The sequence below is a fragment of the Azospirillum sp. A1-3 genome, assembly GCF_023806445.1.
In the GTDB taxonomy this organism is placed as follows: Bacteria; Pseudomonadota; Alphaproteobacteria; order Azospirillales; family Azospirillaceae; genus Azospirillum.
In genome coordinates, this window is record NZ_JAMSLU010000003.1 from 233,630 (window position 1) to 252,151 (window position 18,522).

Annotated in this window: 16 protein-coding genes; 6 read left to right on the plus strand and 10 right to left on the minus strand. The window is 67.8% G+C overall.

The window, feature by feature from the left end:
• Window positions 1-31: 31 nt before the first annotated feature.
• From M5E06_RS18985 to M5E06_RS19000, 4 genes are all read right to left on the minus strand, one after another.
• On the minus strand, window positions 32-1,807 hold the full coding sequence (locus tag M5E06_RS18985; protein WP_252139538.1) for an N-acetylglutaminylglutamine amidotransferase: 1,776 nt from the start codon (window positions 1,805-1,807) through the stop codon (window positions 32-34).
• Window positions 1,808-2,121: 314 nt separating this feature from the next.
• Window positions 2,122-3,558, minus strand: a complete 1,437-nt coding sequence (locus M5E06_RS18990) for a mechanosensitive ion channel family protein (protein WP_252139539.1) — start codon at window positions 3,556-3,558, stop codon at window positions 2,122-2,124.
• Window positions 3,559-3,667: 109 nt separating this feature from the next.
• Window positions 3,668-4,159 carry a BLUF domain-containing protein gene (locus M5E06_RS18995; protein WP_252139540.1) on the minus strand — a complete coding sequence of 164 codons (492 nt, stop codon included), beginning with the start codon at window positions 4,157-4,159 and terminating at the stop codon, window positions 3,668-3,670.
• A gap of 129 nt (window positions 4,160-4,288) precedes the next feature.
• A complete protein-coding gene (locus M5E06_RS19000; RefSeq protein ID WP_252139541.1) occupies window positions 4,289-4,783 on the minus strand; it encodes a GFA family protein in 495 nt (164 codons plus the stop codon).
• Between the two features lie 273 nt (window positions 4,784-5,056).
• On the opposite strand from M5E06_RS19000, the gene M5E06_RS19005 reads away from it, so the two are divergent.
• Genes M5E06_RS19005 through M5E06_RS19015 form a run of 3 tightly spaced genes read left to right on the plus strand, consistent with a single transcriptional unit; the run spans window position 5,057 to window position 8,894 of the window.
• The gene (locus M5E06_RS19005; protein ID WP_502801996.1) at window positions 5,057-5,614 is read left to right on the plus strand and encodes a (2Fe-2S)-binding protein; all 558 of its coding nucleotides are present in this window, start codon (window positions 5,057-5,059) and stop codon (window positions 5,612-5,614) included.
• A complete protein-coding gene (locus tag M5E06_RS19010) occupies window positions 5,611-6,621 on the plus strand; it encodes an FAD binding domain-containing protein (RefSeq protein WP_252139542.1) in 1,011 nt (336 codons plus the stop codon). The genes M5E06_RS19005 and M5E06_RS19010 overlap by 4 nt, the downstream gene beginning before the upstream one ends.
• Window positions 6,618-8,894, plus strand: coding sequence for a xanthine dehydrogenase family protein molybdopterin-binding subunit (locus M5E06_RS19015; protein ID WP_252139543.1), 2,277 nt, complete (start codon window positions 6,618-6,620; stop codon window positions 8,892-8,894). The genes M5E06_RS19010 and M5E06_RS19015 overlap by 4 nt, the downstream gene beginning before the upstream one ends.
• A 112-nt stretch (window positions 8,895-9,006) precedes the next feature.
• On the opposite strand, the gene pncA is transcribed toward M5E06_RS19015, so the two are convergent.
• The 4 genes from pncA to M5E06_RS19035 all read right to left on the minus strand — a co-directional run bounded on the left by pncA (window position 9,007) and on the right by M5E06_RS19035 (window position 12,537).
• Window positions 9,007-9,651 (minus strand): bifunctional nicotinamidase/pyrazinamidase, encoded by a 645-nt coding sequence (pncA, locus tag M5E06_RS19020; protein ID WP_252139544.1) that lies wholly within the window; start codon window positions 9,649-9,651, stop codon window positions 9,007-9,009.
• Between the two features lie 136 nt (window positions 9,652-9,787).
• Window positions 9,788-9,934 (minus strand): hypothetical protein, encoded by a 147-nt coding sequence (locus M5E06_RS19025; RefSeq protein WP_199230930.1) that lies wholly within the window; start codon window positions 9,932-9,934, stop codon window positions 9,788-9,790.
• Window positions 9,935-10,418: 484 nt separating this feature from the next.
• Window positions 10,419-11,858, minus strand: a complete 1,440-nt coding sequence (locus M5E06_RS19030; protein WP_252139545.1) for a sensor histidine kinase — start codon at window positions 11,856-11,858, stop codon at window positions 10,419-10,421.
• A 13-nt stretch (window positions 11,859-11,871) separates the two neighbouring features.
• Window positions 11,872-12,537 (minus strand): response regulator, encoded by a 666-nt coding sequence (locus M5E06_RS19035; protein WP_252139546.1) that lies wholly within the window; start codon window positions 12,535-12,537, stop codon window positions 11,872-11,874.
• 182 nt (window positions 12,538-12,719) lie between these two features.
• Between M5E06_RS19035 and M5E06_RS19040 the strand changes: the two genes are divergently transcribed.
• From M5E06_RS19040 to M5E06_RS19050, 3 genes are all read left to right on the plus strand, one after another.
• On the plus strand, window positions 12,720-13,823 hold the full coding sequence (locus tag M5E06_RS19040) for an ABC transporter substrate-binding protein (protein ID WP_252139547.1): 1,104 nt from the start codon (window positions 12,720-12,722) through the stop codon (window positions 13,821-13,823).
• Window positions 13,824-14,042: 219 nt separating this feature from the next.
• On the plus strand, window positions 14,043-15,710 hold the full coding sequence (locus M5E06_RS19045; protein ID WP_252139548.1) for an ABC transporter permease: 1,668 nt from the start codon (window positions 14,043-14,045) through the stop codon (window positions 15,708-15,710).
• The gene (locus M5E06_RS19050; protein WP_252139549.1) at window positions 15,703-16,755 is read left to right on the plus strand and encodes an ABC transporter ATP-binding protein; all 1,053 of its coding nucleotides are present in this window, start codon (window positions 15,703-15,705) and stop codon (window positions 16,753-16,755) included. Before M5E06_RS19045 ends, M5E06_RS19050 begins: the two co-directional genes overlap by 8 nt.
• Window positions 16,756-16,904: 149 nt before the next feature.
• On the opposite strand, the gene M5E06_RS19055 is transcribed toward M5E06_RS19050, so the two are convergent.
• Both M5E06_RS19055 and M5E06_RS19060 read right to left on the minus strand, forming a co-directional pair.
• On the minus strand, window positions 16,905-17,624 hold the full coding sequence (locus M5E06_RS19055; protein WP_252139550.1) for a metallophosphoesterase family protein: 720 nt from the start codon (window positions 17,622-17,624) through the stop codon (window positions 16,905-16,907).
• On the minus strand, window positions 17,617-18,402 hold the full coding sequence (locus tag M5E06_RS19060) for a nucleotidyltransferase family protein (RefSeq protein ID WP_252139551.1): 786 nt from the start codon (window positions 18,400-18,402) through the stop codon (window positions 17,617-17,619). The genes M5E06_RS19055 and M5E06_RS19060 overlap by 8 nt, the downstream gene beginning before the upstream one ends.
• Window positions 18,403-18,522 lie beyond the last annotated feature (120 nt).

The following is an 18,522-nucleotide window of genomic DNA, read 5'->3' on the forward strand; positions in this document are numbered from 1 at the left end:
CTTCGTTTGGAATGGCCGTAAAGACGACCGCTTACAGACCCTGTTCCTGGAACCAGAATTCCAGCAGCGCCACCTGCCACAGCTTCGACCCGCGCAGCGGGGTGATGTGGCTTTCCGGATCGGCCAGCAGCCGGTCGAGATACTCGCGGCGGAACAGGCTGCGTTCCCGCGCCGCCGGTGCGTTCAGCACGTCCCGCACCCGCTCCAGGAAGGGGCCGCGCAGGTATTTCAGCGCCGGCACCGGGAAATAGCCCTTGGGGCGGTCGATCACCGCCGCCGGCACCACGCGCCGCGCCGCTTCCTTGAGGACATATTTGCCGCCGTCCGGCAGCTTCATCTCCGCCGGGATGCGGGCCGCCAGCTCCACCAGTTCATGGTCGAGGAAGGGCACGCGCGCTTCCTGCCCGGCGGCCATGGTCATGTTGTCGACGCGCTTCACCGGGTCGTCCACCAGCATGACGGTGGTGTCGAGCCGCAGCGCCTTGTCCACCGGCCGCTCGGCGCCGGGCATGGCGAAGCGCTGCTCCAGCCAGCGGCGGGAATGGTCCTCGCCGACCAGCCGCGGGTCCAGCGCCTGCGCCATCTCGGCATGGTCGCGGTCGAAGAAGACGCGGGCGTAGTCGCCGACGGCGTCTCTGCTCTCCAGCAGCGGCGGATACCAGTGATAGCCTCCGAACACCTCGTCGGCGCCCTGGCCCGACTGCACCACCTTCACCTGCTTCGCCACCTCCTGCGACAGCAGGAAGAAGCCGATGTTGTCGTGGCTGACCATCGGCTCCGACATGGCGCGGACGCAGTCGGTCAACTCCGGCAGGGCGCGGGCGCTGTCGACGAAGATGCGGTGGTGGTCGGTGCCGAAATGCTTGGCGACGATGTCGGAATACTGGAACTCGTCGCCGCGCTCGTCGCCCACCGTCTCGAAACCGATGGAGAAGGTCTTCAGCCCGCTCTGCCCGTTCTCGGCCAGCAGCGCGGTGATCAGCGAGCTGTCCAGTCCGCCCGACAGCAGCACGCCCACCGGCACGTCGGCGACCAGCCGGCGGCGCACCGCGCGGGTCAGCGTCTCCAGCACCAGTTCGCGCCAGTCGGCGAAATCGCGCCCCTCGTCGCCGGACTGCGGCCCGAAGGTCAGCGACCAGTAGGTGTTTTCGCGCCGGGTGCCGTCCGGCTCCACGATCAGGACCGTGGCGGGGGGCAGCTTCCGCACGCCCTTCAGGATGGTGTAGGGCGCCGGGACGACGGCGTGGAAGCTCATGTAATGGTGCAGCGCCACCGGATCGACATCGGTGTCGATCCCACCTGACGCCACCAGCGCCGGCAGCGAGGAGGCGAAGCGCAGGCCGCCGGTGATCTCTGCCAGATACAGCGGCTTGATGCCCAGCCGGTCGCGGCCCAGCACCACCCGGCCGCTGTCGCGCTCAAAGATGGCGAAGGCGAACATGCCGTTCAGGCGCTTGACGAAATCAGGCCCCCAGGCGTGATAGGCCTTGATCAGGACCTCGGTGTCGCCCTCCGAGAAGAAGCGGTAGCCGAGCCCGACCAGCTCCTCGCGCAGTTCCCGGTGATTGTAGATGCAGCCGTTGAAGACGATGGCGAGCCCCAGGGCCGCATCCACCATCGGCTGCTGCGATGCCTCGCTGAGATCGATGATCTTCAGCCGGCGATGTCCGAAGGCGACGCGCCCATGGGCGAACAGGCCGTGGCCGTCCGGCCCGCGCGGCGCCAGCTTGTCGCACATGGCCTGGACCGCCACCGTGCTGGCCGCCTCGCCGGCCTTGAAACGAATTTCACCACTCAGTCCGCACATCGGCTGTCGAGCCTCCTCGTTGGTTCAGGACGAAGGGGCGCTCGACCCGCAAGAAGGGCCAAACACCGGGGGCGCCGGCTGCGGAATGCGGCCGCCACCCGTTGCGAGCGATAGACGATGCTCCGATCGTAAAATCGTTGCCGGCACCCGCGCGCCATAACGGCCCGCACCGCCCGAGGTTCCATATTGCCCGAGTTTCCATATTGAAGGACCTGGGGCATGCCGCTCGCAGCCGGCCGCTTATGGGCCGGGACTGCTTAGATAGGGATGGAGTTCCAATTTTGCCACCGGCAGGGGGCAGCGCAATTGCGCCCCTACAGCCCGAAAAAGCCCCGCAACCGCGCCAGCAGCGCCTGTGATTCCGCCGGCGGCGGCGGGGTGGCGCCCTGCTGGCGCTTGGATTGGCTGACGTTGCGGGTCTGGCGTTCGGCCATCAGTTCGGCCAGCCGTTCCGCCAGTTCCGGACGGCGCCGCAGCACCGGGTCCAGATGGCCGCGCGACAGTTCGAACACCACGGCGTCGGTGCAGGCGACGACCGAAGCGCTGCGCGGCTGCCCGGTCAGCAGCGACATCTCGCCGAACAGGTCACCCGGCCGCAGCCGCGTCAGATGGACCACGCCGGGGCGCTGCCCATCCTCCGTGTCGAGGGACGCGGGAGCGGCGATCTGGACGTCGAACACGCCCTCGGCGATGACGAACAGCGATTCGCCGGCGTCGCCCTGGCGAACGGCGGCGCTTCCGGCGGGGATGTGGAACTGCCGCATCGCCTGGGCCAGCGCGTCGACCTCCTTGTCGTCGAAGGCGTCGAACAGCTCCAACTGGCGCAGCAGCCCGCGCCGCAGCAGGCCGGTGTCGTGCGCCCCCGTCTGGCGCCGGCGGACCTCCTGCTTGGGGCGGGCCGGCTCGATTCCGGCGTGGGCGAGGTTGGACAGCACCGCCGTCAGCACGGCATCGCGCACCAGCGACACCCGGCCGCCGTCGTCGGTCCAGAAGCGCGCCAGATAGGAGACGCCGTTGGGCGTCACCGCCTCGACGATCACGTCCGGCCGCGGCGTGGGCAGCACACCGTCGGCGCAGAGCATCGCCGACAGCAGGATGCGCTTGCCGCGCTCCACCGGCACCTCCTGGTCCAGCAGGATCGGGACGGAGGCGCGGAAGGCCGGGTTGGGGCGGCTGTAATTGACGAAGCGGCTGCCGGCGACGATGCCGTTCGGCACGACGATGGCGGTACCGTCGCTGGCGATCAGCCTGGTAGCGCGCCAGTTGATCTCGTCCACCCGCCCGGCGACGCCGGGCGAAAGCTCCAGCCAGTCTCCCAGCCGGTAAGGGTGTTCGATGTTCAGGGCGATGCCGGCGAAGATGTCGGCGATCATGTTGCGCAGCGCGAAGCCCAGCACGGCGATGGCGACGCCCGACGTCGCCAGCAGCCCCGTCACCGGCTGTTCCAGCACGAAGGCCAGGATCGCCAGCACCGCGACGCCATAGACGAAGAAGCGCAGCAGGTCGGCCAGCAGCCGGGGGATGCGCGGCGGCCGGCCGCCGTTGCCCGTCGCCAGCATGTCGATCACCCGCGCCCCGCCCCAGGCGGCGGCAAGCCACGCGGCCGACGCGACGGCGATGTCGAACCCGCCGCTCAGCGGCAGCCCGACGAAGAGTTCCAGATGGCCGTGCAGCCAGGGCTTGGCGGCGACCAGCGCAGCCAGAAGGGCCAGGACCAGGGCAGGGGCGGACAGACGCCGCAAGGCGTTCATCGACGGGCTTCTCCTCGGCGGCCGGCCATCCGCGGCCGGGCGAGGTGCGACGATGGCACGAGCAAGCGCCGTCCCGTCAAGGGCTCAATTGAATCAGATGCTTGACGGTTCAGACGGTCGCCGGACCCGGCAGCGCCCGCGGGTATCCCATCACGAAGCCGCCGATCACCGGATCGGCCCCCGCGACCATGCCGGCGAAGGCATAGGCCCGGCACAGCACCGCCAGCGCGGTGTCGGCATCGCTGCTCTTGCGCCGGAAGGCGTCGCCGTCGCGCAGATCGGCGAACTCCCCCTGCCAGAAGGACGGATCGTCCAGCGGGCCGAAATTCATCGCCCAGAAGCCGAAGGACCGTCCCTTCCGTTCCCAGCGACCCAGCACCGCCATGTTGCAGTGCCGCTCGTCATGCGAGATGCGATGGAAGAGTTCGTTCACCGCCTCCGCCTCACCCTCCAGCACCTGAAGAAACGTCCCCTCATGTTCGATAAGGAAGCCGGTGATGCCCAGACGTCGATTCTTGGCGGAACTTCGCACACAAATGTCCGCCAAGGCCGAGAACGGCAGCAGAGAGACCGCATCGCTGCGATAGAGCAGGGTCAGCATGGCGTTCCTCCCATTTTTACTTATGAAAATGGCGAGGAAACCGGCATGTGGTAACCCTTTCTTTCGTAGAGCCGATGTCGCAGCCGCTGGTCATATCCCGAACCGGGTGGTCCTCAACGGCAGGTGCCGTCAGCGGTCGAGCAGCCCGTGCCGCCGGTGCCACTCCTCCAGCGATTCCTCCGGATAGCGGGCGAAATGCACGTCGTTCGGCCCGCTCGGCACCTCCACCCACGGCGCCTTGAAGTCCAGCATGATGTGCACCCGCTCCGGCGGTGTCGGCAGCGGCGTGTCGATGGCCGAGGCGAAGGGATGGACCAGCTCCGGCCAGGCCGGGTCCTCCGCCCACAGCGCCGTGCCGCAATGCTTGCAGAAATGCCGGTGCGACGGGCCGGGGTGGGTCTGCCCCGGATGGTCGGCGTCCTCGATCGGTGCCCTCCACATCGCCACCGCGTCGCGCCCCTCGACCACCAGCGTGTCGGCGTCGCCGCCCAGATTGATGGCGTATCCGCCGCCGCCGGCGCTCTTGCGGCAGATGGTGCAGTAGCAGCGCATGTAAGGCACCGGCGTCGGCGAGTTCAGCGTGAAGCGGACAGCGCCGCAGCGGCAGGAACCGGAAAGCTTCATGGCAGCGGTCTCCTTCAAAAAAATGCCCTCTCCCGCCCCGGGAGAGGGAGGGGACCCACCGAAGGTGGGGAGGGTGAGGGGGAAGGCAAGAATCCTGTACCGCATGGTTCCTTGGATCACCCCTCACCCTTCCCATGCTCCGCATGGGCCCCTTCCCTCTCCCGGGGCGGGAGAGGGAGCTGACAGCGCTCCCATCGACGGAACGCAGCGGAAGGGCGGCTGTTACCCCCGGCAGTCATTCGCGGAACCCACCTGCCAGCAGTCGGAGCGGTTATGTCCCAGCCAACAGGTCCAGCGTACCAGGGCCACATCCACAAGCAGCCGGCGCCTCCTCCCGATACGATGCCCGAGGCGATGGACGTCACCCTGACCATCAACGGCAGCCGCAAGACCCTGCGCGTCGCCCCCTGGACCAGCCTGCTCGACGCGCTGCGCCTGCATCTCGACATGACCGGGACCAAGAAGGGCTGCGACCATGGCCAATGCGGCGCCTGCACCGTTCTGGTGGACGGCCGCCGCATCAACTCCTGCCTGACCCTGGCGGTGATGGCGGAGGGGCGGACCGTCACGACGATTGAGGGCCTTGCCAGCGGCGACTCGCTCCACCCCCTGCAGGAGGCGTTCGTCGAACACGACGCCTTCCAGTGCGGCTACTGCACGCCCGGCCAGATCTGCTCGGCCGTCGGCATGCTGGAGGAGGGCCACGCCAAGACCGACGACGACATCCGCGAACTGATGAGCGGCAACCTCTGCCGCTGCGGCGCCTATCCCAACATCGTCGCCGCCATCCGTCAGGTGATGGGCGCGCGGAAGGACGGAGGCAAGCCATGAGGGCCTTCTCCTACCACCGTCCCGACAGCGTCGATGCGGCGCTCCGCGGCGTCTCGGGCCAGCCCGGCACGACGACCGAGGCGGCGGTGAAGTTCGTCGCCGGCGGCACCAACCTGCTCGACCTGATGAAGGCCGACGTAATGCGGCCGGAGCGGCTGGTCGACATCTCCCGCCTCGCCCTCGACAAGATCGAGGACACCGACGGCGGCGGCCTGCGTCTCGGCGCGCTCGCCCACAATGCCGACACCGCCTATGACGCGCGGGTGCAGGCGCGCTATCCGATGCTGTCGAAGGCGATCCTGTCCGGCGCCTCGCCGCAGCTGCGCAACATGGCGACCAACGGCGGCAACCTGCTGCAACGCACGCGCTGTTATTACTTCTACGACACCGGCACCCCCTGCAACAAACGGGAGCCGGGGACCGGCTGCGGCGCCCTGACCGGGGTCAACCGCATCCACGCCATCCTCGGCGCCAGCGACAAATGCATCGCCGTCCACCCGTCGGACATGTGCGTCGCCCTCGCCGCGCTGGAAGCGGTCGTCCGCGTCAGCGGCCCCAAAGGTGAGCGCACAATCCCCTTCGCCGACTTCCACCGCCTGCCCGGCGACACCCCGCACATCGACAGCACGCTCGCCGCCGACGAACTCATCACCGCCATCGACCTGCCTGCCGAGGGCTTCGCCAAGCATTCCACCTACCTGAAGGTCCGCGACCGCGCCTCCTACGCCTTCGCGCTGGTGTCGGTGGCCGCCGCCCTGGACCTGGATGGCCAAACCATCCGCACCGCCCGCCTCGCGCTGGGCGGCGTCGCCCACAAGCCCTGGCGCGACCCGGCGGCCGAGGCCGAACTGGCCGGCAAGCCCGCCTCGCTGGAGAATTTCCGCGAGGCCGCGCGCGTCCTGCTGCGCGGTGCCAAGGGCCAGTCCCACAACGCCTTCAAGATCGGACTTGCCGAGCGCGCCATCGTCCGGGCGCTGGCCGAAGCCGCCGGAGTGGAGCACCCATGATCGCCAAACCGACCATCCCCGATCAGTTGGACCGCCCCGGCCGCCAGATCGGCAAGCCCGTCAGCCGCGTCGACGGCCGGCTGAAGGTGACCGGCGGCGCCAAATACGCGGCGGAGTTCAACACCCCCGGCCTCGCCCACGGCTACATCGTTTCCAGCGCAATCGCCCGCGGCCGCATCCTGGACATCGACACGTCGAAGGCGCTGGCCCTTCCCGGCGTGTTCCAGGTCTTCACCCACCAGAACCGGCCGAGCCTGCCCTGGTTCGACCGCAAGTGGAAGGACGACGACGCGCCCAAGGGCTCGCCCTTCCGCCCGCTCTATGATGCGACGATCCACCACGCGCTCCAGCCCGTCGCGCTGGTGGTGGCTGAGAGCTTCGAGTTGGCGCGCTACGCCGCCCGCCTGATCCACGTCACCTATGAGGCCGACGAGCACCAGACCGACCTGCATGCGGCCAGTGCCAACGCCTTCACCCCCGGCAAGGACAAGGGCGGCTTCCAGCCCCCGCCCAAGCCGCGCGGCGACGCCGACAAGGCGCTTGCCGAGGCGGATGTCAGCGTCGACCTCGACTTTACCCAGGCGGTCGAGCATCACAACCCGATGGAGATGCACGCCTCCACCGTCATCTACCACAATGACGGCACCCTGACCGTCCACGACAAGACGCAGGGGCCGATCAACACCCAAACCTATGTCTGCAACGTCTTCGACCTGTCGAAGGACGCGGTGCGGGTGATCTCGCCCTTCGTCGGCGGCGCCTTCGGCTCGGGCCTGCGTCCGCAGCACCAGCTGTTCATGGCGGTGCTGGCGGCGACCACGCTGAAGCGCTCGGTTCGGGTGGAACTGACGCGCCCGCAGATGTTCAGCTTCGGCCACCGCCCGGAAACCCTCCAGCGCGTGGCGCTGGGCGCGAAGAAGGACGGCACCCTCACTGCCATCATTCATGAAGCGGTGCAGGAATCCTCGCAGACCGAGAATTACGTCGAGGTCGTCGTCAACTGGTCGGGCCAGCAATACAAGTGCGACAACGTCCGGCTCGACTACAAGCTGGCGCGCATGGACACCCACACCCCGCTCGACCAGCGCGCGCCCGGCGCCGCCACCGGGGTCCCGGCGCTGGAGATCGCCATGGACGAGCTGGCTGTCAAGCTGGGCATGGACCCGCTGGAGCTGCGGCTGAAGAACTACACCGAGGTCGACCCCAACACCGGGAAGCCCTTCTCCAGCAAGGAGCTGCGCGCCTGCTTCCATCAGGGCGCCGAGCGCTTCGGCTGGCACAAGCGCAGCCATGCCCCACGGTCGATGCGCGAGGGGCGCCAACTGATCGGCTGGGGCATGGCGACCGGCGTGTGGGACGCCATGCAGGGGCAGGCGGTGGCGTCGGCCCGGCTCGGCATCGACGGTACGCTGGTGGTCGGCAGCGCCACTGCCGACATCGGCCCCGGCACCTACACGGCGATGACCCAGATCGCCGCCGATATCCTGGGATTGCCCATCGACCGGGTGTCCTTCCAGCTCGGCGACACCAACCTGCCGATGGCGCCGCTGCAGGGCGGCTCCTGGACGGTGTCGTCGGTCGGCTCGGCGGTGAAGGCGGTGTGCGACCGTCTGCGCGACAAGTTGGCCGGCCTCGCGGTCGGGCTGAACGACGGGCCGCTGAAGGGGTTGAAGGCCGACGACCTGACCTTCGCCGACGGCTGCCTGATCGCCAAATCCGACCCGTCCTGGCGCATGTCGATCACCGAGGTGATGCGCGCCAACGACCTTCTGGTGCTGGAGGACGAGGCGCGCTCAATCCCCAATTACAAGTCGCAGATGCAGCATGCGCTCGGCACCCACTCCGCCATCTTCGCGGAGGTGCGGGTGGATGAGGATCTCGGCACCGTACAGGTGACCCGCGTGGTCAGCGCGGTGGCCGCCGGCCGCATCATCAACCCCAAGACGGCGCGCAGTCAGGTTCTGGGCGCAGTGGTGTGGGGCATCGGCATGGCGCTGGAGGAGGAGACGATGACCGACCAGCGCCTCGGCCGCTTCATGAACCACGACTTCGCCGAGTACCACATCCCGGTGAACGCCGACGTCCACGACATCGACGTCATCTTCGTCGAGGAGCATGACGACATCGTCAACCCGCTGGGCGCCAAGGGTGTCGGCGAGATCGGCATCGTCGGCGTCCCCGCCGCCATCGCCAACGCCATCCACCACGCGACCGGCAAACGCCTCTGCGACCTGCCGATCACCGTGGATAAGATTTTAGAGAGCGATTCTTAAAACTCCTTCTCCCCCCGGGGAGAAGGTTGGGATGAGGGGGTTCGGCGTAGCCGAAGAGATCCATGAAGCGGATCCCCCTCACCCTGACCCTCTCCCGGGGGGGAGAGGGGATTTAGCACCCCTCGCGAATCTCCTCCTCCCGGCAAAACACCACCCCGCACTCCGCCAACCGCCGCCGCGCTTTCTCCAGCGACCCGTCCAGATCGATGGCGCGGCAGCCATCCTCCACCACCACCGCCTGGAACCCGCAGCGCACGGCGTCCTCCGCCGAATAGGCGACGCAGTAATCCGTCGCCAGCCCGGCCAGCACCACGCGCGTAAACCCGCGTTCCCGCAGATAGCCCGCCAGCCCAGTCGCCGTGCTGCGGTCGTTCTCGTAGAAGGCCGAATAGCTGTCGATCCCCACCCGGAACCCCTTGCGCAGCACCAGTTCGGCCCGCGTGGTGTCCAACTCCGGATGGAACTCCGCCCCCGCCGTCCCCTGCACGCAATGGTCCGGCCACAGAACCTGCGGCCCATAGGGAAATTCGACGGAAGAAAACGCCATGCCGCCGGGATGGGCGCTGGCGAAGGAGCGGTGGCCGGCCGGGTGCCAGTCCTGCGTCAGGACCACCGTGCCGAACCGCCGCGCCAGCCGGTTCGCCACCGGCACCACCGCATCCCCATCCGCCACCGCCAGAGCGCCGCCGGGGCAGAAATCATTCTGGATGTCGATCAGGACCAGCGCGTCGGCCGGTTGCGGAATGAGGGTGGGCATCGGCTGTGTCCATCCGGCGAATGAAAACGGTCGCCTGGAGTGTAGGCACATCCGCCGGTCGGTTCCACCGCCCTCTCCCCGGTTCAGGAGAGGGCATCAAACAAGCGCTCCCGCCAAGCGGCGGCAGCGGTACGCATCACCCCATGATGTTCTCGTCCGCCATGCGGCGCGGCATGTCGGTTTGATGCTGACGGTCCTGCTTCGGCGTCTTGGTGATGCTGAAGCCGATGCCCGACAGCAGAAGGACGCCCAGCGAGGCGACGGTGACGATGTTGCAAAGCATAGCGACTGACCCTTTCCCTGACCTCTTTCGGCCGTCCACCTTGGGACGACCAGACCTTTTTCCGCGGTCTCCTGCGCAATAGACGCCAAGAGCCGCTCCTTTCTTCCGTGAACCGAGCCGGGGTGAGGGAAAATAATCGTCCGTTATCCGGACAGTCTTTACTTCCAACACCTTGCCGGCACAGTCTGCGCGGAGCGGTCAGATAGTCCCGCAGCTGCGAACTGGCAACCGAAGGCAGCGAAATATCCGCGCAGCTCAGGTTAACAAAATTGTCATGGCAGAGGTTGGGGTGGGGAAGGGCGTCCCCTCTCCCCCCCGGGGAGAGGGTTAGGGTGAGGGGGTTGCGTAGCGTGCCTTAGTCGGCTGAGCAGCATCTCGTATCCTTGCCCATCCACATAGTGCATCCCCCTCACCCCGACCCTCTCTCCGGGGGGGGAGAGGGAGATTTCGGGCAAAATACATGCATCCCCGGACCCCGACCCAATCAGCCCCCCTCCGCCGGCCGCAGGATCACCGTCACCTTCAGTCCCCGGCCGTCCGGTCCGGCATCCAGCCGCAAGGCCGCCCCCAACCGGTCGGCGAGCGCGCGGACGATGGCGAGCCCCAGCCCGCTGCCGGTGCGCGGCGGCTCGCCCGGACGGTCCAGGCGATAGAAGCGCTCGAACACCCGCTCGCGCTCGGCCTCCGGGATGCCGGGGCCATCGTCCTCGACCTCCAGGACAGGCCCAGCCCCAACCCGCACCGTCACCGTGCCGCCCGGCCGGTTGTAGCGGATGGCGTTGTCCAGCAAATTGCCCAGCAATTCGCCCACCAGCACCGGGTTGCCCACGGCCCGCAGGCCGGCGTCCCCGTCTTCCGGTCCCTCGAACCGCACCTCGATGTCCTGGGCGAGTGCTGCTGGCACCTGTTCCGCAGCGACCTCCATCGCCACCTGCCGCAGGTCCGTCACCTCCGGCGCGGCCGGCACCGCCGGCGCGTCCTCGTCGGCGCGGGCCAGCGCCAGCAGCTGGACCAGCAGCCGTTCCAGCCGCTTCACCGCCCCCTCGACATCGTCCAGTGCCGCGCCCCCCTCCGCGCTGTCGGTGCCGAAGCGGCGCAGCAGAGCCAGATGGGTGCGCAGCACCGCCAGCGGCGTGCGCAGCTGGTGCGAGGCGTCGGCGGTGAAGCGGCGCATGGTGCCGATGGACTGGTCCAGCCGCGCCAGCAGCCCGTTGATGGCGATCACCAGCGGCAGCACCTCCACCGGCACGACGGCCAGCGGCAGCGGCACCAGCGCCATTCCGCCGCGCGCCGACCGGCTGTCGATCACCCGCCGCAGCCGTCCCAGCGGCGCCAGCCCCCGCCCCACCGCTCCCCACACCAGCAGGCCGCTGCCGCCGACCAGCGCCACCTCCAGCAGGGTCAGCCACAGCAGCAGATCGACCTCCACCGCGCGCCGCCCGGACGTGGTTTCCGCCACCTGGACCAGCACCGGCTGCGGCACGCCGTAGAGCCGCCGGATCTGCGCCGCCACCCGCACCGCATGGCCGCGATAGGTCGCGTCGCGGAACACCGTGACGTTGGTCGGCATCTTCGAGATGTCCGGCAGCGGCAGATCGAGATAGCCGGTGATGACCTCGCCCTTATGGGCGACGTTGTAATAGATGCTGTCGCGCGCCTGACTCTCCAGCATGCCGAAGGCGACGGCGGGTAGGTCGACCGTCACCTCGCCATTGTCGTCATCCACCGCCAGCCTCTCGGCGATGGCGAGCGTCGAGCCGGCCAGCAGCCGGTCATGGGTGGACTGGACGAAGCCGTGGATCAGCGCCGACCCGCCGACGCCCAGCCCGACCGCCAGCGCCCCCAGCGGCACCAGCAGCCGGGTCAGCAGCCGGCGCCGCAGCGACGGCACGCGCTCCCGCCGTTCCGCCGGTGACACCGCCATCAGCCGCAATCCATCATGTGACTTCCATCAGGTAACCCAGCCCGCGGATGGTGCGGATCTGCGGCCCGTCGGGCTCCAGCTTCTTGCGCAGCCGGGCGACATACAGCTCGATGGCGTTGGGCGCCACCGGCTCGTCGAAGCCGAACACCTCGCCGGCCAGCCGGTCCTTCGGCACCACCTTGCCGGCCCGCGTGATCAGCCCCTCCAGCACCGCCAGCTCGCGCTTGCGCAAATCCAGCACCCGGCCGTTCAGCGTCACCGTCGCGGTGGAGCGGTCGTAGCGCAAAGCCCCGCACACCAGCTCCGGCACCGGCGTTCCCTGGCCGCGCCGCATCAGCGCGCGCACCCGCGCCTCGAACTCCGCCGGGTCGAAGGGTTTCAGCAGATAGTCGTCGGCGCCGAGATCCAGCCCCTTTACCCGGTCGGCCACCGCCTCCCGCGCGGTCAGGATCATCACCGGCACGGTGGAGCCGCGGCGGCGGATTCGCGTCAGCACCTCGAACCCCGACAAGTCGGGCAGCCCCAGATCCAGCACCACCAGCCCATAGGGCTCCGCCCGCTCCAGCCGCGCCGCCTCCTCCCCCGACGCGACATGGTCGACGGCATAGCCGGCCAGCTTCAGCGACGCGGTCAGCCCGCGCGCCAGGGCCGCATCATCCTCCACGATCAGGATGCGCAAGGGCGGCACCCTCCGTCCGACCGGGCCATCATCCGAACGCCCCCGTTCCGTTCCGCCAACAATTTCAACCCGCGACAGATTGACGACAGGTTGGCCGCCTATAGTCACGACAAAGTCGCTTGTAAGCCCAACCAACCCGGCCCGCAACGGCGCCGTGGAAACCAACCACAGGAGAGGAAAAGATGCGCACCAAACTGGCCCTTCTGGTCGCGACCGCCCTGACCGTAGCCATGCCGGCCTTCACCGCCGGCACCGCCCAGGCGCAGTCCGTCCCCGCCGGCTACGACCCGTCCTATGCCAAGATCATCGAGGCGGCGAACCAGGAAGGCGCGCTCAGCATCTATTCCGCCACCGACGCGGCGGCCGTGTCGGAACTCCTGAAGGGGTTCGAGGCGCTCTATCCCAAGATCAAGCTGGAATACGCCGACCAGAACTCCACCGAGATGTACAACCGCTTCATCAGCGAGGCGGCGGCCAACACCGGCACCACCGACCTGATGTGGTCGTCGGCGATGGACCTGCAGATGAAGCTGGTCAATGACGGCTACGCCCAGTCCTACAGCTCGCCGGAAACCAAGAACATCCCCGACTGGGCCAACTGGAAGAACGAGGCCTTCGGCACCACCGCCGAGCCGATCGTCTTCGCCTACAACAAGCGCGTCGTCCCCGCCGCCGACGTACCGAAGACCCACGCCGACCTCGCCAAGCTGCTGAGCGAGAAGCCGGACGCCTACAAGGGCAAGGTCACCTCCTACGATCCGGAGCGCAGCGGCGTCGGCTTCCTCTACATCACCCAGGACGTGCAGGCCAGCAAGGGCACCTGGGATCTGGTGAAGGCGATGGGCCAGACCGGGGTGAAGCTCTACACCTCGTCGGGCGCGATGATCGAGCGCCTGACCTCGGGCGAGCACACCATCGGCTACAACATGATCGGCTCCTACGTCTTCGAGCGTCAGAAGAAGGATCCGGAGTCGCTGGGCGTCGTGCTGCCGTCCGACTACACCATCGTGATGTCGCGCATCGCCTTCATCCCGAAGGGCGCCAAGCACCCGAACGCCGCCAAGCTGTTTCTCGACTATCTGCTGTCGAAGGACGGCCAGCAGGCGATGCAGGCCCGCTACATGGGCTCGATCCGCCCCGATCTGGCCGCGTCGAACCCGACCGCCGGCGTTCCGGAAAGCACGCTGCGCCCGATCCATGTCGGTCCGGAACTGCTGACCTACCTCGATCAGGTCAAGCGCCTGAAGTTCCTGAAGGATTGGCAGAAGGCCCTGCAGGGGAAGTAAGCCCCTCTCCATCCCTGCGCTTAGTCCCCTCTCCCCCCTGGGGAGAGGGTTAGGGTGAGGGGGACGCATGGCGTGGCTTAGTTCGCCGGAAAGCGCCCCGCATCTCCCAAAAATCCACCCAACGCCTCCCCCTCACCCCGACCCTCTCCCCGGGGGGGAGAGGGTGAATCCCCCCACTGGGGAGGGCGCCGAAGCCGCCGAATTCAAGGAAATCCCCCCATGAACCGCGCGACGCGCATTGCGGTGATCGTCGCCATGGCGATTGCCGTGCTGGCCCCGATCGGCCTGGTCGTCTACCAGAGCTTCCTCGACGGGCCGTTCTTCCAGCCCAAGATCTCCTTCACGCTGAGCGCCTACGAGTTCGTTCTGGACGACGAGGATTTCTTCGACGCCCTCTACAACTCGTGCATCATCGCCTTCGGCATGACCGCCATCGCGGTGCCGGTCGGCGCGTTGCTCGCCTTCCTGATGACCCGCACCGACCTGCCGGGCCGCCGCTGGATCGAGCCGGTGATCCTGGTGCCGATGTTCGTGTCGTCGGTGGTGCTGGCCTTCGGCTTCGTCGTCAGCCTCGGCCCAGCCGGCTTCGTCACGCTGTGGTTCAAGAGCACCTTCGGCTATGTCCCCTGGTATCTCTATTCCAAGTGGATGCTGATCGTCATCGCCGGCCTGACGCACGTCCCGCACATCTTCCTCTACACCTCCTCGGCGCTGCGCAGCCTCGGCTCCGACGTGGAGGAAGCGGCACGGATGACCGGCGCCGGGCCACTGCGCACGGCGATGACCGTCAGCCTGCCGATGGTGATGCCGAACATCCTCTATTCGGCGGTGCTGGTCTTCTTCCTGGGCTTCGAGCTGTTCGGCCTGCCGCTGGTGCTGGGCGACCCCGAAGGCATCCTGGTTCTCGCCACCTACCTCTACAAGCTGACCAACAAGCTCGGCACCCCGTCCTACCAGCTGATGGCGGTGGTCGTGGTGGCGATCATCTGCATCGCCCTGCCTCTGGTCGCCCTGCAGCGCTTCCTGCTGCGCGCCGCCAACCGCTACGTCTCGGTGAAGGGCAAGGCCGCGGCGCAGAAGCCGGTGTCGATCGGCGTCTGGCGCTGGCCGGCTGTGGCGATGATCACCGCCTGGCTGCTGTTCACCGTCGTCGTGCCGCTGAGCGGCCTCGTGCTCCGCGCCTTCGTGTCGAGCTGGGGCGAGGGCGTCAATCTGCTGGACGTGCTGACGCTGGACCATTTCCGCGAGCTGATGGAGTTCCCCAACCTGACCCGCGGCATCGTCAACACGCTGCTGATCGCGTCCGTCGGCGGAGCCCTGTCGGTCGGCGTCTACACCGTCCTCAACCTCGCCGCCCACCGCTGGCCGTCGGGCTGGACGAAGCTGATGGACTATCTGGTGCTGCTGCCGCGCGCCATGCCGGGCCTCGTCGCCGGTCTGGCGATCTTCTGGGTCTTCCTGTTCACGCCCTTCCTGGCCCCGCTGCGCCAGACCATGATCGCCATCTGGGTCGCCTACACGCTGGTCTGGCTCGCCTACGGCATGCGTCTGGTCAGCGGCGCCCTGCTGCAGATCGGTCCCGAGCTTGAGGAAGCCGGCCGCATCGTCGGCGCCAGCCCCGGCCGGGTGTCGCGCGACCTGACGATCCCGCTGATCAAGGTCGGCCTGTTCTCCAGCTGGCTGCTGATCTTCGTCACCTTCATGCGCGAATATTCGACCGGCGTCTATCTGCTGGCCCCCGGCACCGAAGTGATCGGCTCGCTGCTGGTCTCGCTGTGGGGCACCGGCGCCGTCGATCTCGTGACCGCGCTGTCCACCATCAACATCGCGATGATCGGCGGCGGCCTGCTGCTGATGTCGCTCTTCGGGAAACGCTCCCATGGCTAAGCTCATCATCGACGACCTGCACCTGTCCTACGGCAACACCGAGATCCTGAAGGGCATCACCGCCACCTTCGCCCAGGGCGAGATCGTCGCCCTGCTCGGCCGGTCGGGCAGCGGCAAGACCACGCTGCTGCGCTCCATCGCCGGTCTGGAGGAGCCGAAGAGGGGCGTCATCTCGATCGGCGACCAACCGGTGTTCGACGCCGCGGCCGGCCTCAACGTTCCGTCGGAAAAGCGCGGCCTCGGTCTGGTCTTCCAGTCCTACGCGCTGTGGCCGCACAAGACGGTGTTCGAGAATGTCGCCTACGGCCTGCGCCTGCGCAACGTGCCGAAGGCCGACCTCCAGCAGCGCGTCGCATCCGTGCTGGACGGCGTCGGCCTCGGCCATCTCGGCGAGCGCTACCCGCACCAGATGTCGGGCGGCCAGCAGCAACGCGTCGCCTTGGCCCGTGCCCTGGTCTACAACCCGCCGGTCATCCTGCTCGACGAGCCGCTGTCGAACCTCGACGCCAAGCTGCGGGAGGAGGCGCGCATCTGGATCCGCAGCCTGATCAAGCGGATGAACCTGACCGCCGTCTTCGTCACCCACGACCAGATCGAGGCGATGGCGATTGCCGACCGCATCGTCCTGCTCGACGGCGGCCGCATCGTCCAGGCCGGCACGCCCGAACAGCTCTACACCGAGCCGGTCAGCCTGTTCGCGTCGGAGTTCATGGGCGTCAACAACCAGATCCGCAGCCGCGTGCAGGACAAGCGCGGCGGCTACGCCCGCATCGACCTGTCCGGCATTCCCCTGTGGGGGAAGGACCGCGCCGGCAAGTCCGTGTCGGACGAGGCGACCGGCGTCATCCGCCTGGAACAGGTCGAAGTGGTGGACGGGGAAGGCGAGAACCGCATCCCGGCCGAGCTGGAGACCTCCGTCTATCTCGGCAGCCACTGGGAGCATGTCTTCCGCTGCGGCGACCAGACGCTGCGCGCGTTCGGGCGCCCCCTGGCCGCCGGGACGCACTGGCTGCACCTGCCGCCGGAGCAGCTTTGGGTGTTTTGAGGGGGGTACGTTCGTCGGCGTGATGCCCCCTCCCTAACCCTCCCCCGCGTTTCGCGGGAGAGGGGACTGCCGCTGAACTCCCGCAAAGCTCCTGCCCCCTCTCCCGCGTCAGCGGGGGAGGGATGGGGAGGGGGCACCGCCCAAAGCACTCAAACCTCGATCAACGCATAAGGCCGCCCCGTCTCCTTGGGGATCGTCTGCGCCACATTGTAAACCGGCGTCCCCCGCAGCGTTTTCCCGCTATAGCTCCCGTGATGCGCATGCCCATGCGCCACCGCCCGGACATTATCGAAGCGGTCGATGGTCTCCGCCAGCCGCGACGACCCCAGGAACGGGAAGATCTCCGTCGGCTCCCCCTCCACCGTCGCGGCGATGGGGGCATAGTGCAGCACGACGAACACCCGTTCGGTGTCCAGCTGCCGCAGCGCGCTTTCCAGCCGCATCGCCTCGTTCACCGCCTCGTGGACGAACTGCTTGATCGCCGGCTCGCCGAAGCTGTCGAGCATCCGGTTGCCGAAGCCGCCGCCGAAGCCCTTCACCCCGGCGAAGCCCACTCCGCCGATCTCCTGCGGCGCGCCGTCCAGGAACCGCACCCCGGCCTGGGCCAGGATATGCTCGATCTCCTCCAGATGGCCGCACTCGTAATCATGGTTGCCGAACACCGCGACCACCGGGATGCCGATGGAGCGCAGGGCGTCGGCCAGGATTTCCGCCTCGCGCGGCTTGCCGTGGTTGGTCAGGTCGCCGCACAGCGCCAGCACGTCGGCCTTGCCGGCGATCTCCTGGAACAGCTCGCGATAGGGATATTGCGTGGTCTCGCCGACATGGATGTCGCCGATGGCGGCGACGGTCAGCCTGCGCTCATCCATTCCCACTCTCCTTCAGGCTCTCCTTGGTGCCCTCCTCCCCGACCACGTCGGCGAAGCCCCACTGGGTGACGTCGATCAGGTAGTCCTCGCGCGAGAACAGCCGGCCCCGGCAGATGCGGGTCTGGGCGACCGGCAGCTTGGCGCGCTCCTGCATCCGTTCCAGCAGCTCCGCCACCAGCCAGTCGGGGATGCGGTCGCGCTCGGTCGGATAGATGAACCGGAAGTTCAGCAGGTGGATCAGCAGCACTTCCCAATACTGCTCCATATGCGCGAGCAGCCGTTTCCAGTCGATCTTGTCATGCTGTTTCAAAATCATGTGGGCTACGTCCGGCCCGTCGTACTTGTGGCGCATCTGGACGAAGGATTTGGAGAAGATCATCTCCGTCGGCGCCACCAGCCGCACGTCGGCGCCGCAGATCACCGCGCGGTGTTCCTCCTTGAACCAGCGGTCGTTGACCGGGTTGATGGCGACGGCGGAATTGAAGATGACGTCGAAGAACAGATCGCCATGCTTGACCTTGCCGATCCAGCGTTCATCCTCGATCTCCGTCTCAAAACCATGGTCCTGGAAATGGGAGAGGATGCGCGGGAAATCGCCGCCGCAGCAGAAGACGTCGATGTCCTTGGTCGGCCGGTTGATCCCGGTATAGGCGCTGACCGCGTATGTCCCGCCCAGCAGGAACGGGATGCCCGATTGGGTCAGCAGCTTCAGGCTTTCGGTATAGAAGGCCTCGGCCTCCGCGGTGACGGTGGCGCTGCCCTCACGGAGTTCGCTCATGGACCACTCCCCCATTGCACCGGCTTTACGCGCCGGCGCGGCACGTTGCCCCGGTACAACAGGGCAGGGCGGGGAGTGTTGCGGGAAAGGCGTTTGCGGCTCCCCCGCGGCGCCCGGCCG